The sequence below is a fragment of the Pseudoalteromonas sp. APC 3694 genome, assembly GCF_030407565.1.
GTDB classification, from domain to species: Bacteria; Pseudomonadota; Gammaproteobacteria; order Enterobacterales; family Alteromonadaceae; genus Pseudoalteromonas; species Pseudoalteromonas tetraodonis.
In genome coordinates, this window is sequence record NZ_JASDDE010000039.1 from 24,705 (window position 1) to 37,848 (window position 13,144).

General features: G+C 39.9%; 14 protein-coding genes and 2 pseudogenes. 9 read left to right on the forward strand and 7 right to left on the reverse strand.

Translation table 11 applies throughout. The features are described 5' to 3' along the window. Nucleotides 1–239 precede the first annotated feature (239 nt). A complete protein-coding gene (locus QMA00_RS13375; RefSeq protein WP_290157609.1) occupies nt 240–2,321 on the reverse strand; it encodes a TonB-dependent hemoglobin/transferrin/lactoferrin family receptor in 2,082 nt (693 codons plus the stop codon). 137 nt (nt 2,322–2,458) lie between these two features. Here QMA00_RS13375 and QMA00_RS13380 point away from each other — a divergent pair, with 137 nt between their 5' ends. The 6 genes from QMA00_RS13380 (at nt 2,459) to QMA00_RS13405 (ending at nt 6,553) form a co-directional block, all read left to right on the forward strand. Further along, nucleotides 2,459–3,268, forward strand: a complete 810-nt coding sequence (locus QMA00_RS13380; RefSeq protein ID WP_290157610.1) for an ABC transporter substrate-binding protein — start codon at nt 2,459–2,461, stop codon at nt 3,266–3,268. After that, a complete protein-coding gene (locus tag QMA00_RS13385) occupies nt 3,265–4,317 on the forward strand; it encodes an iron ABC transporter permease (RefSeq protein WP_290157612.1) in 1,053 nt (350 codons plus the stop codon). The genes QMA00_RS13380 and QMA00_RS13385 overlap by 4 nt, the downstream gene beginning before the upstream one ends. Then, nucleotides 4,314–5,102, forward strand: coding sequence for a heme ABC transporter ATP-binding protein (locus QMA00_RS13390; RefSeq protein ID WP_290157614.1), 789 nt, complete (start codon nt 4,314–4,316; stop codon nt 5,100–5,102). The genes QMA00_RS13385 and QMA00_RS13390 overlap by 4 nt, the downstream gene beginning before the upstream one ends. After that, nucleotides 5,099–5,842, forward strand: a complete 744-nt coding sequence (locus QMA00_RS13395) for a DUF2470 domain-containing protein (RefSeq protein ID WP_290157616.1) — start codon at nt 5,099–5,101, stop codon at nt 5,840–5,842. The genes QMA00_RS13390 and QMA00_RS13395 overlap by 4 nt, the downstream gene beginning before the upstream one ends. Next, the gene (locus tag QMA00_RS13400; RefSeq protein ID WP_290157618.1) at nt 5,839–6,012 is read left to right on the forward strand and encodes a hypothetical protein; all 174 of its coding nucleotides are present in this window, start codon (nt 5,839–5,841) and stop codon (nt 6,010–6,012) included. Before QMA00_RS13395 ends, QMA00_RS13400 begins: the two co-directional genes overlap by 4 nt. A gap of 319 nt (nt 6,013–6,331) precedes the next feature. Then, nucleotides 6,332–6,553: a plastocyanin/azurin family copper-binding protein gene (locus QMA00_RS13405; RefSeq protein ID WP_290157619.1), complete on the forward strand. Its 222-nt coding sequence runs from the start codon at nt 6,332–6,334 to the stop codon at nt 6,551–6,553. A gap of 39 nt (nt 6,554–6,592) precedes the next feature. On the opposite strand, the gene QMA00_RS13410 is transcribed toward QMA00_RS13405, so the two are convergent. Next, entirely contained in the window at nt 6,593–7,525 is a 933-nt protein-coding gene (locus QMA00_RS13410) for a ChaN family lipoprotein (RefSeq protein WP_290157620.1), read from the reverse strand. Between the two features lie 153 nt (nt 7,526–7,678). Between QMA00_RS13410 and QMA00_RS13415 the strand changes: the two genes are divergently transcribed. Then, complete coding sequence (locus QMA00_RS13415) at nt 7,679–8,098, forward strand: hypothetical protein (RefSeq protein WP_288988991.1); 420 nt, start codon at nt 7,679–7,681, stop codon at nt 8,096–8,098. 38 nt (nt 8,099–8,136) lie between these two features. Here QMA00_RS13415 and QMA00_RS13420 read toward each other — a convergent pair. From QMA00_RS13420 to QMA00_RS13430, 3 genes and pseudogenes are all read right to left on the reverse strand, one after another. Further along, nucleotides 8,137–8,439, reverse strand: a pseudogene (locus QMA00_RS13420) (GNAT family N-acetyltransferase); the annotation flags it as partial. Nucleotides 8,440–8,633: 194 nt separating this feature from the next. Continuing rightward, nucleotides 8,634–8,780, reverse strand: a pseudogene (locus QMA00_RS13425) (GNAT family N-acetyltransferase); the annotation flags it as partial. Between the two features lie 161 nt (nt 8,781–8,941). Beyond that, complete coding sequence (locus QMA00_RS13430) at nt 8,942–9,442, reverse strand: lactoylglutathione lyase family protein (RefSeq protein ID WP_290157624.1); 501 nt, start codon at nt 9,440–9,442, stop codon at nt 8,942–8,944. 104 nt (nt 9,443–9,546) lie between these two features. On the opposite strand from QMA00_RS13430, the gene QMA00_RS13435 reads away from it, so the two are divergent. Next, nucleotides 9,547–10,413, forward strand: a complete 867-nt coding sequence (locus QMA00_RS13435) for a LysR family transcriptional regulator (protein ID WP_076922538.1) — start codon at nt 9,547–9,549, stop codon at nt 10,411–10,413. 74 nt (nt 10,414–10,487) lie between these two features. On the opposite strand, the gene QMA00_RS13440 is transcribed toward QMA00_RS13435, so the two are convergent. Both QMA00_RS13440 and QMA00_RS13445 read right to left on the reverse strand, forming a co-directional pair. Then, nucleotides 10,488–11,159 (reverse strand): haloacid dehalogenase type II, encoded by a 672-nt coding sequence (locus QMA00_RS13440; RefSeq protein ID WP_076922537.1) that lies wholly within the window; start codon nt 11,157–11,159, stop codon nt 10,488–10,490. Between the two features lie 166 nt (nt 11,160–11,325). Next, nucleotides 11,326–11,991, reverse strand: a complete 666-nt coding sequence (locus QMA00_RS13445) for an NAD(P)H-dependent oxidoreductase (protein ID WP_076922536.1) — start codon at nt 11,989–11,991, stop codon at nt 11,326–11,328. A gap of 130 nt (nt 11,992–12,121) precedes the next feature. Between QMA00_RS13445 and QMA00_RS13450 the strand changes: the two genes are divergently transcribed. Next, nucleotides 12,122–12,973 (forward strand): LysR family transcriptional regulator, encoded by an 852-nt coding sequence (locus QMA00_RS13450; protein ID WP_076922535.1) that lies wholly within the window; start codon nt 12,122–12,124, stop codon nt 12,971–12,973. Nucleotides 12,974–13,144: the final 171 nt, after the last annotated feature.

Sequence of the window (13,144 nt, forward strand, 5' to 3'; positions counted from 1 at the left end):
AAATGCCTTTAGTAAACCAATATTTATTTAAGCGCACTCTTTTGAAAATGTATGAATAGTGTTATTGAAAGATATGAGCAGTACAAAGATCACGGGGCGTAAACCCCCTTTACACTATGGCGCAATACGCCGTGTTTTTGGTGCTTTATATACCAATCAGCTTAGACATAGAAAAATTCAATCCGTTAAATTATTCAGATATTTATACTGATTGGTATATACACAACTTTTAATATTAATTAAAACTGATAGCTTATCCGAGCCGAAACATTACGTCCTGGTTGGCTATATTGGCTAAAATCAGTGCCTTTGGATTGACCAGCAATAAGTTCAAACGGTACGTACTCTTTATCGAGTAGGTTAAGTAAACCTACATTCATTTGCCATGCTTTCCACTGATAATTTGCATATAAATCAACAACACCATAACCGTTACCTTGTGTTGTTTTATTACCATTAGTATCAAGTACTACATCAGACTGCGCCTTAGCTAAACGCCAAGCAGCGGTCCAATTAACATTGCCAAACTCAGTGCTTACCAATATAGAACCATTTAACGGGCTAATACTAGTGAGTGGCTGGTCAGAGTCTTTGTTTTCACCATCTACGTAAGCAACATTGGCTTCTAATAAAATATCGCCGGTAACATACATATCAATACCAGCTTCTACACCGCTGATCTGGGTTTCGCTAATATTTTGATATTGGTAAAATGTTTTATTTACATTAGGAATATAAGTTGGTTCAACACCCGCGATTGTTGTTTCGATAAAGTCATCATAGGCAGCATAAAAAGTACTTAGATTTACACTAATATCACTACTTGCGTATCTTAATCCGATCTCGAATGAGTCACTGCTTTCAGGGTCTAAATCTGCGTTTGGTAATATTTGATAAAATGGCTCAACACCATGGCTTTGATAGGCTTGGTCGTGTGGCGGTATTTTAAAGCCTCGAACATATTGCCCATACCAAGATAAATTATCGTCTACCTGATAAATCACACCCAGCTTTGGTGAAAACGCAGATTCGGTAATATCGTTAAGCTCGGTGTCAGCGTATAACGCATCTTTTTTGGCTTCAAGTGCATAATAATCGTAACGAATACCCGCAACTAACGACCAATCAGTTTCGTTAAATTTAATACTGTCTTGCATATATACACCAACTAAAGAAGTATCGGCGCCAGGAAATGCTTTTTGTTTTTCATTCGTAAAATCAACAGTACCATCATTTAATACACGGGTTTTTAAGCGTGGTCGAGTAGTATCATATAAATCAATATCGATTCCATAAACAAATTCATGCTCGGTATTTTCTCCTTTAACTTCCTTACTAAATACCGCTTTTAAGCCTAAAATATCTTGCTCAAACCCGTAGTCATTATAATCGATGTAATTTCTAGCTGCGCTTATTTGGTCACTTTGTTGCTCGTATCGACTATAAGATAGTTGCCCATACCATTTATCAAATATAGCTGTTGCCATATCTGAATCATAATCGAGTGCAAATGAGATATTTGTGTCTTCGTCTTCGGTTTCTTGAATGGATGGAGTGATTACTTGCTCTGTTGTTTGATTAAAGTAATCTAAGGTATACTTAAGGGTGCGTTTTTCATCAAGTTTTTGCTCAACTTTAAGCAGCAAAGCGTCCGAGCGGGCATCGTAACCTGGTAAATCTTCAACGTAGTTTTGTACTTCTTCACTATCGCGATGGCTATAAACAGCGCTAATAGCAAAGTCACCTAAATCTTTTGCTGCCGTAATATCTGCAGCAACCTGATTGCTTTGGCCTTGATAACCTAACGCTACTTTTACCAAGCTTTGTTGATCCACTAAATAATCACTCGGGTCTTTAGTTGTTATTACTACAATTCCCCCTAGTGCATCAGAACCATATAGCGATGATACCGCCCCTTTTGCAACTTCAACTTGTTTAACACCCGCAACATCAAAGTAGTTTCGACCCACTAAATAACCGCCGCCGCCAGCGTAGCCATCGTTTGTCCGTCTTCCATCTTTAATAAAAACAACTCTGTTGCCACCAACACCTCGAACAGTTAATGTTTGCGCGCCTGCGCCACTGCCAGTACTTGAGATACTTGGATCGTATTTAAACATAGTTTGTAAATCTACAGCGAGCTGACGCTCAATATCTTGTTCGGTAATAACCGTTACTGAGCCAGTCACATCTTCTAGCTTTTGTTCAAAACGAGAGCCACTAACCACAATATGATCGTCAATAACATTTTCGGCCAGTGTGCTACCAGAGCTAATTAACAAAGAGGCTAATGCTGTAAATTTAAAAGAAAAGGGATTCATCTCTACTCCAAATGATAATAGTTATTATTTACTTTTAAATGGTACAACTAACCCAAAATAAGATCAATTGATTATAATAATCATTTTCATTTAGATTAAAGTGGTTATAATACTAAAAAATAAAATCGGAGTTTGTTATGAAGTACCTAATTTTTTTTCTGGCTTTAGCCACTCAATCAGCACTCGCGAAAGAGCGTGTGATCAGTGCTGGCGGCACATTAACTGAAATAATCTACGCACTAGAAAAACAAAATAGTTTAGTCGCGGTTGATCAATCAAGTATGTATCCGCAACAAGCAACACAGTTGCCACAGGTAGGTTACTATCGAGATCTAGCCGCTGAGGGAGTGCTTTCAATGCGCCCAACTTCGTTACTTGCACTTGAAGGTGCGGGAAGGGGGCAGGCGCTCAAGCAAATAGAAGCAACCGGAGTGAAGGTTATTCACTATAAAAAGCCGACTTCTGTAAATGAACTACTTGAACTAATTAAGCACCTTGGTAGTGATTTAGATGCAAACCTAAAAGCTCAAAATCTGATTACTAAAATAAAAAAATCGTTACCTAATAAAGCAAAAACACAGACCCACAACGCTTTGTTTTTACTTTCAGCTAATGAGCGTGGGCTCGTCGCAGCAGGGCAAGAAACGGTGCCCAACTTACTGTTTAACTATGCAGGCATTACCAATATAGCTGCATCGCACTCAGGCTTTAAAGCAATTAACAGTGAAGTACAGGCTGTAAATCAGCCCGATTTTTTAGTGGCGCCAGCGCATGTTGTGCAAAGCCTTGGTGGTAAAAAAGCCTTTTGTAAACAGCCTACACTTCGTTTATTAAAAGCAGCGCAAGAGTGTCAGTTACTGGTCATGGACAGTTTACTTTCACTGGGCATGTCGCCGCGTATTGCAACTGCGATTCAAGCATTGCATGAGTATAAAACACACTTATGAGCACGTTAACTTTGAATCGTTTTAACGCCATAACACTGAGTAACCCGCATAAGTGGATGCTATTAAGTTATGGCTGTATTTTTGCTCTAGCATTAATTAGCATAGGCTATGGAGCCGCAGGATGGGATTGGCGCTTAGCGATTGCATGGCTAGCTCCTGAGCACTTTAGTCAATTTGATGCGCTACAAATTAATGTAGTTACACAAATACGTCTGCCTCGTTTTGTCCTTGCTGTGATGGTGGGTTTAGTACTTGCACAAACAGGGGCTGCAACCCAAGCGCTATGTCGTAACCCGCTTGCCGATCCCTCTATTATTGGTATAAGCGCAGGCGCTGCAATGGTCGCGGTTGCTTTTATTGCCCTTAGTGCACAATTTAATTTTAACGCCCAACACTACTTACCTTATGCCTCATTTTTGGGCGCTTTATCAGTAACGTCGCTGGTATATTTAGTCTCAAAACAACAAAAACAAATTAATATCAATACGCTTATATTAGTCGGTGTCGCTATTAATGCATTGGCGTTCGCTGTTATTGGGCTATTAAGTTTTTATGCCGATGACAGCGCACTTCGGTTAATTAACTATTGGACCATGGGCTCATTAGGCGGTGCGAGCTGGGATAATATAAAACAGGCGAGTCCTTTGCTTTTACTGAGCCTTATCGGGCTATGGCGATTAAAAGAGCCAATGAATCTACTCCTTATCGGTGAATCACAAGCCCAATATTTAGGCGTCGATACCAGCAAGCTTAAATTATACGTCATTATATTAGTTGCATTGGGCGTAGGTGCGGTGGTTGCGCTAACAGGTTTAATTGGCTTTGTTGGTTTAGTTGTCCCTCACATCGCACGCCTCATGGTTGGCCCACACTTACGGAATATGCTGCCACTTTGCATGCTTTTAGGTGTGATTGTGTTGCTACTTTCAGATTGGTTGGCACGCTTGGTTGTTATGCCTGCGGAGCTGCCAATAGGCATTATAACGGCGTTACTTGGCGCTCCCCTGTTTATATATTTGATCATTAAAAATAAGCGAGATTGGTCATGATCACGTTTAACAACCTCAATATAGGCTTTAACACGCATCATGTTTTAGAGGGTATTAGCGGCAATATCCAAGCAGGACAACTTGTCGCTCTGATAGGCGAAAATGGTGCAGGTAAATCAACCTTACTGCATACTTTGGCAGGCATGCATCCCTTTGAGGGAGATATACTATTTAATACCCAGTCTTTGCATTCATTTTCTAAAGAGCAATTAGCTAGCAAGCGCGCTGTAATGATGCAAAGTAACCATGTTGGCTTTGATTTTAGTGTATTTGAACTCATTGCTATGGGTCGCTATCCCTATACAGAGTCTCTTAAAACACAAGCCAATAAAGTGCAAAAATATGCCTCACTTATGGATTTAACCCATTACCTAACACGTCGAATGAGTGCGCTTTCGGGCGGTGAACAACAGCGTGTTCATATGGCGCGCACATTAGCCCAGTTAGATGCTTTTACTGCGCAAACTGAGCCTAAATTAATGTTGCTCGATGAGCCAACATCAGCGCTAGATATGCGTCATCAACATGCTTTACTTAGCTGTGTTAGAACCTTTGTAGAGCAAGGAAACAGCGCCATTATTGCTATACACGATCTTAATTTAGCAAGCCTTTATGCAACCAACGCTATTTTATTACACAACCAAAAAGTGCTGCAAAGCGGATCTATAAATACCGTTTTAACAGCACAAAACTTACAACAAATGTACGCCATGAAATTGCACGTTAACCCTCACCCTTATAACGATGCGCCCATGGTTTTTTCTCAACGTCAGGAGTTTTTATGAGAGAACAAGCATTAAACGACGCACGTACGCTCGTTTTTAAAACCCATGCCGGCGTAATGTCGACCATTTCAAATAATTTACGCGGCTATCCGTTTGGCTCTGTTACACCTTACATGGGTGACGAACAAGGTCGCATCTACTTTTTTATTAGTGACATAGCTCAACACACCAAAAATTTAAAACAGGACTCACGCATGAGTCTAACTATTTTTGATGCCGCCGATTATGGCGATCAAAACGAACATGGGCGAGTAACACTCGTAGGTGATGGCTCTATTGTGGCAAAGGAGCAAAGCGAAGTGCTACTTGATAAATATATAGCTTTGTACCCTGAGGCTGCAAGCTATCGCAATGCGCATGATTTTCAGCTTTGGCAATTAGATGTAGTACGGGTGCGTTATATTGGCGGTTTTGGAAAAATATTTTGGCTTGAGCAAAACGAGTGGCAAGCTCAGCTTAAAAAGTGGGATGAAAGCCAGCAGCAAAGCATGATCACTCATATGAATGAAGATCATCAAGATGCTATGTCGCTGATATTAATGCAGCACTATAACGTAGCTGATAACACCCCAATAATGAGCGGCCTACTACCCACAGGCTTTTATATACAAAGCCACAAGCGTAATTACTTTATTAATTTTGCGAACGAGTGCGATAGCCCATTGGCCGTGCGAAAAGCACTTGTAGCCTTAACAAATCAAGCTCGAAACAGCTCAAACCAACTAACACAGACAGTATGAAAAAATTAATAGTCTTACTCAGCATTACACTGCTACTGAATGCCAATGCTGCATATGCAGACGAATGCACACTAAATATAGATGCAAACGAAATGATGCAGTTTTCAACTAAAACACTAAGCGCCCCTAAAAGCTGTAAACAAGTGACCGTTAAACTTAGGGCGTGTTGAACTTTGCGGATTGTAATTTGTTCAATCTAGGGGCGATTAAATTGCGGCGCTTGATTTGTAACCTAGTGGGCTAAGTAAAAATCGAGCAACAATGAGTTTATCGCCCCTAGGCAGAACCCGAAGGGCAGCGCATGTTTGGTATTTATGCTGCGTTATCGCCTATTTATGTGGAATAACCACACTTCATAGGCTCTGTCTTGCCTAAAAACCAAACACACTGCTGCAAATTCAACCATCAAAGATCAACACGCCCTTGCCACACCGGTAAATTACCTGCCAATGTAATGGGTCATAACTGGGTACTATCTACGATTAAAACATGCAAAGTATTATCACAGATGGCAACGCTGCAGGGCTTAGCAACCACTATATAAAGCCTAAAGATAGTCGCGTGATTGGTGTTACAGACATTATTGGCGGCGGCAAAACAACCGAAGTTACTTTTAAAACCAGCGGCTTAACCGCCGGAACCAATTACACTTTCTTTTGCTCTTTCCCTGGCCATTACGCCATGATGAAAGGCACATTTACGCTTAAGTAAATATTAAAAAGTGTATTACACAAACACAGTGCCAACCTATTATTGGCACTGTGTTTTCTCGCCTCGCTTGACTAAAGCTTTGAATGCCGCTTGTTGATGTGCTTTTTGCACATAACGAGCAGGCAAAGCGTTAACTTCTAATTGATAACCATTTTGCTCAGGTTGTACTTTTGATACTGGCGAAACCCATACAACATTGAGCTCTGGGGCAATTCGCTTAATTACCCGCGCTATGCCTTCACCATTTCTCACATGAAAGTCACCGGCTAAATGTATAACCTGTGTGCCCTTATTTTCACTAATATGGTTAACGATAGACTCAGCCATGGTTTCGTCCCAAGTAACTTGCGCGGCGTAAAGTTTTTCGTTTTTACTCGCCGTTCCATGATGCATGGATTGCATAAAGCGTTCTTTATAAAGGCTTGGAGAAGTATCTATCTCTTTTGCAATAAAACTACGCTGTTGTGGGTCAAGCTTATTAATATAATTAATACCTTGGCGACCAATACAGGTAACAATATTCTTAGGCGCATTTGCAGCTATCACATCGCTATTTTGCATCTTCGCCAATTCCACTAACGCACGATAATCGCTCTTATAATTAGGCCAAGCCTTAGTGTTATCAATTAAGTATTGTTCGCCAATTTTACTCTCAAGGTAAAGGCTTAGTGTTTGCTGATCAGCGCGGCTAAATTGCTCAAGCGATAGAGCAATAGGCTTATTTTGCGTGCTTAATTGCTGAAACAGCTCAGCCTGAAATAAGTGCACACCGGGGTGTGTATGCCATTCACCGACTAAAACAATATCGGCATTCAAAAGCGTGGATTCTGACAATATTGAATTAACTCGCTGGCCATTTGCATTATAAAGCCCGTAATTATACAAGGATGAACTTTGAGATACTGATACTGTGTTTATACTGCAGCCTGATAATCCACTGAGTAAAACAAGTGCTAAAAATGGGTTTTTCATATCGGTTTTTATAAAAATAAGAATCAAAACAATGAAGTTAGTATACACAACAAACTGCTTTAAACCCACAAGCGCAAATAAAAACAATTATCATTTGATGTTTTAGAGTTTCTGTTTTACAGTCTTAAAAAATAAACAGATATGGAACGTACCATGGCATTACCTTTTTTATGTGCTCGACACAAACAACATGTTTTATGTCAACCAGAACAAGCAATTATAGATATTCAAAACGCGCAGCTAAGTGGCGAAGCGCTGTTTAAACGATACCAATTTGCACAAGCATTGCCGTATTTGGGGTGTGCACTTGAAAGTGCGTCCTTATTAGCTCAAATGTATAACTGTGCGAATAAACAGCAAATCATACAAATTACCTCACTTACAGAGCGCCTTTATTCCACACTTCACTTTTTAGACGAACAAAGTGCTGCGCACAATGTACTCATACAATCTATTAATCTGCTAAACGAAATATTGTATAGCGATGATGAATATCATGACTTAGCGCTTTCATGCATTACACAGCTAAAAAAATTAGCACTGCAACATCCTCCACACCTTACTAAGCACTAATTTTTATGGCAATAAGCAACGCGCTAAACAAAATTGGGTTAACTTTTTATATTAATAATGGCTAACATATCTTCTTCGTCTTCATCTAGGCCAACTTCTTCAAACCCAAAACTAGAATAAAAATCCTTAGCAACAGGGTTTTGCGGGTTATAACAAATCTCGATTTGTTCAAGCTTAGAAGTCGTTTTAATCTCTGCAATTGCCATGAATAGTGCTTGGCGGACAATACCTTTATTTTGATGATGTTCATCTACCATAAAACGCCAAATAGAAACTTTTGTAGGGGTTTCTTGCACCCACATAAAAAAGCCTACAGGCTCATTATTTTGGTAAATAACCTGAACTCTGGTTGAGAGATTTACTAACGTATTGAGTAAAAAGTGATATTTATGCTTATTCTCTCTAGCCAGAGATTTCCAGTGAAAACAAGGCGAAATTACGCGTCAATAGCTAGCCTATTGCAAGTAAATTCAACGAAGTTAGCGCTGAAAATAACTGCTTGAGATAGATTTATTATCCAGAGTTCAGGTTAATTCGCTTTACAGGTATGCCCAACATTATAATGAGACTCAACTAACGACCACATATTACTCGCTACGTAATCTTGTTGCGCTTTGGTAACGTCTAAATCGCATACCTCTTCGTAATTAGCAGAGGTGACATCTTCCAATGAAATGTTCATTATTGTCCTAAATTTAAAACATGGAGTTATAAGTAGTTTTGTTTTATCACGTTATCAGCACTAATACACCTAGGCAATGTATTCTTTTTAGGCACAAAAAGGCCGCAGTAATAAATACTGCGGCCTTTGTTTTTAGCTAAACTTTTTTAGACTAGCTAAGTTTAATAAGCGCCTGCGCTGTATATAAGCTCGTAGCTGTGGCTGTAAATCTCAAGGATGTTACCAAACGGGTCTTCCATGTAGATCATGCGGTACGGCTTTTCGCCAGGGTAATAGTAACGTGGCTCTGGCATACGTTTTTTACCACCTGCAGCAACAATACGATCCGCTAAGCCTTCTACATCTGGGTCTTGTACACAGAAATGGAAGATACCGGTTTTCCAGTATTCAAAGTTGTCTTTAGGGTTTTCTTGGTCTTTAAATTCAAAAATTTCTACACCAATACGGTCGCCTGTTGAAAGGTGCGCTATTTTAAATTTTTCCCAATTTGGACCAAATACATCGGTACACATTTCGCCAATTGGGCTGTTATCTTCAGTGATCACAGTCGGCTCCATTATGGTGTACCAGCCCATCATCTTAGTGTAAAACTCTACGGCTTTTTCAACATCCGGTACTGAAATACCAATGTGCGAAAAACTACGTGGATAGGTATGACTCATAATAAATACTCCTACTTAACTATGTTTAGTTGATGGAGTGAGTTTACGAACTGACCAACATTAAGTAAAATTATCATTAATCATCATTTTGAGTATATTTTGTAATGATAAACCCGGCATGGCTAAATACATTTTGCACTTTGGTTGAGGTAAACCATTTTACCCAAACCGCCGAGCGCCTTTATATGACCCAGTCAGGCGTAAGCCAACATATAAAAAAGTTAGAGCAGCAAGTAGATTGCGCCTTGCTTGAGCGCCACGGTAAACAATTTACGCTTACCGTTCAGGGTCAAAATTTATATCAGCAGGGTAGTCAGTTACTCAAAGAATGGCAGTTTTTAGAACAACAATTAAAAGATGATTCACCATACAGCGGTTTAGTTAAAATACAGTCGCCAGGCAGTTGTGGACTGCAGTTTTACAATCAACTATTAGCACTGCAAGTAGAGCACAAGGAGCTAATTATAGATTACCGCTTTGCTCCAAATACCAGTGTTGAACAAGCAGTGGCAAACCATAGTGCCGATATTGGCTTTTTAACTCAAGCGCCAGCCCTTAGCGAAGTAACCAGCCATAAAATAGGCCAAGAACCTTTACTATTGGTAACTCCGGCCGCAATAAAAAACCCAACATGGAGCGCATTAAATGAACTGGGCTTTATTAGCCACCCCGATGCAAAACATCATGCACAGCTTTTACTTAGCGAAAACTACAGTGAATTTGAACATGTTGATCAAATTAAGCAAACGGGGTTTTCTAACCAAATAAGTTTAATACTGGAGCCGGTAAGTTTAGGGCTGGGTTTTACGGTTTTACCCGCACACGCAGTAAGTGCTTTTAATAAACCTGCGCTTATTAAAACGCATCATTTAACAAATCCAATTAGCGAAAATATTTATGTGTGCAATCACCGAAATAGGCCGTTAGCAAAGCGTATGCATAGCGTTATTGACGCAATAAAAGCAAGCTAGGGCACCCAAATCAGCGCCCGTAAAGCCCCTTTACAGCGTTGATTTTTGATAAGGCTCAAAAAAGGGGCTCGTTTTTAACTTACTAATTTGGCTTTTAAATCAACTAAATCAGTTGCTGTGGTAGTTGGCTGAATTTCCCAAGGATCAAAAATAGCCTCATTTGAGCGCTGTATCCACGCAGCACGCATACCATGCGATAACGCCCCAATAACATCAAACGGATTACTCGATATAAGCCAGGTATTAGCACCTGTTGAATGTGCCTGACGTAAAAAATGACTATAAACACCGGGGTTGGGTTTAAAAGTTTTAATATCATCGGCGCTCACTACACCTTCAAAAAGCTCACTTATGCCTGCCGTTTCGAGCAAAGTATTTACCGCATCAGCAGCGCCATTAGAAAACGCAAATAACCGATAGTTTTGTGCTTTTAAGCTCTCAAGCCCTGCTTTTACATCATCAAATGCGGGGAGGGTTTTATAGCGTGCTAATAACTGTGCTTTTTGCTCATCGCTTAAAGTTACCTTGTGCAGTAAACACGCATAATTCAGTGCCTGCTCAGTACACACCGAAAACGGCACATAGTTTTGCATTAATCCGCGTCTAAACGAATATTCAAGCTGTTTTTCACGCCAAGTAGTTGAAAATGCGTGCGCGTTATCACCAACCATATCTTCAAGTAACGACACTACGCCATGGGTATTTATAAGCGTACCGTATACATCAAACGCCAGTGTAGTTGCCATTAATGACTCCTGTTTAAATCGTTTCTAAAGCGCAATTTTACTACTCAATATTAATCACCTTATCAGTTAATAAAGTACAGTAACAGCACCCGCGCTTGTGCAGTTACTGTAAACCCCCGTTACGGTTTCGTTAAAAATACCGCAAGGTAAATGCGGTATTTTTATATTATTGATTACTTAACTGCCCCCCTAGAACTGCTGCTTGGCTATAAGCATTATCGAGCGATAGTTGATGACGTACATCGGCAAACTCTTGATATTCTGAGGCAATTTCATGAATGGTGCTCACGCCTAAATATTTACTCAACGTACGTAAGTGCGGCACTAAATGGCTCATATGCTCACGTATGCCACCTTGCTCAAAACCAAACTCACCGGTTGAGGTGATCACAACCAATATTTTACCGTCCAGCAAAGGCTGCAGTGGGAAATCCCCACGAGCAAGATCAAAATCAAAAGTTTGGTTTATACGTATCACTTGATCAAACCATGCTTTTAACTGTGCGGGCATACCGTAGTTATACATAGGCGAGGAAATCACAATAATATCGGCAGCGGCAATTTCAGCGATTAATGTGTCTGACAAGGCCAGTAACTGCTGTTGCTCTGCAGTTTTTTTATTCTCAGGTGTAAATACTGCGCCTATCCAGTCTTGGGTAATAAAAGACGGAGGATTCACACCAACATCACGATAAAAATACTCATCTATAGCTTGGCGCTTTGCAAAGCTATCAATAAAATGCTTAGCAATATTTTTAGAGATTGAATCGTGATCTGGGTTGTCGTTTTTAACAGCTCTTACGCTTGCATCAACGTGAAGTAGGGTAGTCATACTGTTTATCCTATTAGTAAATGTAGGTTAATCATCTTACTAACAGGCATATTTCACAAACGAGTAAACCTTAACTATAAATAAGTTATACTCATCTATAAGTAAATTCTATTTGGTGTGAATAATCCCCATGCAAGTATCACTACAAGCACTCAAAGCATTTGAAGCTGCGGCGCGTTTAGGCAGTTTTAAAGCCGCCGCGGATGAACTATCGCTCACGCCAACCGCGATTTCGCATCATATAAATAACCTTGAAAACCGTTTAAACGTCGATTTATTTTACCGCCAAGTTAGAAAAATCACTCTTACCCCCACAGGTGAATATTTAAGTGAAGCAACAAGCAACGGCTTTAACCTTATTAATCAAGCGCTAGCTACCGTACAAGCTAAAGGCACCGCCGTTAAAATAACCACTACGTCATCAATGGCCGCACTGCGTTTAATACCCGCATTACAGCAGCTATCAAAAAGTCAGCCCAATCTTGAAGTAGATATATCAACCAGTGAAGCCGTTGATAAGCAATTACACACCTTACCGATTCGCTTTGGCCAGCAGCGCAATATAAACGCTGATGACATTATAAAAACCGAACAATTTAACGTATTCGGCTCATACAAAGCCGCGGATATCCCATGGCAAAATGGCCCAGTTACGCTCTATACCACTAAATGGAAAAACAATGCGCTGAGTGAGCCTCCAATTAAACAATGGCTTGCTCAAAACAATTTAGACCCTGCGTTATTTAGTATTAAAACCTTTGACCAAGAGCTATTTGGTATTCAAGAAGCTATGGCAGACTCAGGACTGGTTTTTTGCTCAACCACGCTAGTACAACGATTATTAGACACCGAGTTACTTAAAAACTTTAATACCCACGTAGTTGAATCTGACTTTTGCTACTACATACCTAATAAGCAGCGCTTTCAAACCCGAAATACTCGCCTCGTTTTAGAATGGGTAGAAGGGTTGTTGAGTTTATAAGGGCTAGTTATAAATCTAATTAAGTAATAGCTAAAAGTAGAGGGTTACTTAATTATCTTATTGATTTAGACTTTACCTGATAATTAAAATAAGAATAATTGGTCAGTCAATAAATTTTGCATATTCTCTCCAGCTTTGATCACCCAATTGCATTAACTTTGATCGCTTATT

What these genes read in the sequence shown, in the direction of transcription:
- QMA00_RS13385 (WP_290157612.1), top strand. Translation starts at nt 3,265, where the DNA reads ATGAGCACGTTAACTTTGAATCGTTTTAACGCCATAACACTGAGTAAC.
- QMA00_RS13435 (WP_076922538.1), top strand. Translation starts at nt 9,547, where the DNA reads ATGATAAACCCGGCATGGCTAAATACATTTTGCACTTTGGTTGAGGTA.
- QMA00_RS13450 (WP_076922535.1), top strand. Translation starts at nt 12,122, where the DNA reads ATGCAAGTATCACTACAAGCACTCAAAGCATTTGAAGCTGCGGCGCGT.
- QMA00_RS13405 (WP_290157619.1), top strand. Translation starts at nt 6,332, where the DNA reads ATGCAAAGTATTATCACAGATGGCAACGCTGCAGGGCTTAGCAACCAC.
- QMA00_RS13395 (WP_290157616.1), top strand. Translation starts at nt 5,099, where the DNA reads ATGAGAGAACAAGCATTAAACGACGCACGTACGCTCGTTTTTAAAACC.
- QMA00_RS13430 (WP_290157624.1), bottom strand. Translation starts at nt 9,442, where the DNA reads ATGAGTCATACCTATCCACGTAGTTTTTCGCACATTGGTATTTCAGTA.
- QMA00_RS13440 (WP_076922537.1), bottom strand. Translation starts at nt 11,159, where the DNA reads ATGGCAACTACACTGGCGTTTGATGTATACGGTACGCTTATAAATACC.
- QMA00_RS13375 (WP_290157609.1), bottom strand. Translation starts at nt 2,321, where the DNA reads ATGAATCCCTTTTCTTTTAAATTTACAGCATTAGCCTCTTTGTTAATT.
- QMA00_RS13410 (WP_290157620.1), bottom strand. Translation starts at nt 7,525, where the DNA reads ATGAAAAACCCATTTTTAGCACTTGTTTTACTCAGTGGATTATCAGGC.
- QMA00_RS13415 (WP_288988991.1), top strand. Translation starts at nt 7,679, where the DNA reads ATGGCATTACCTTTTTTATGTGCTCGACACAAACAACATGTTTTATGT.
- QMA00_RS13445 (WP_076922536.1), bottom strand. Translation starts at nt 11,991, where the DNA reads ATGACTACCCTACTTCACGTTGATGCAAGCGTAAGAGCTGTTAAAAAC.
- QMA00_RS13390 (WP_290157614.1), top strand. Translation starts at nt 4,314, where the DNA reads ATGATCACGTTTAACAACCTCAATATAGGCTTTAACACGCATCATGTT.
- QMA00_RS13380 (WP_290157610.1), top strand. Translation starts at nt 2,459, where the DNA reads ATGAAGTACCTAATTTTTTTTCTGGCTTTAGCCACTCAATCAGCACTC.
- QMA00_RS13400 (WP_290157618.1), top strand. Translation starts at nt 5,839, where the DNA reads ATGAAAAAATTAATAGTCTTACTCAGCATTACACTGCTACTGAATGCC.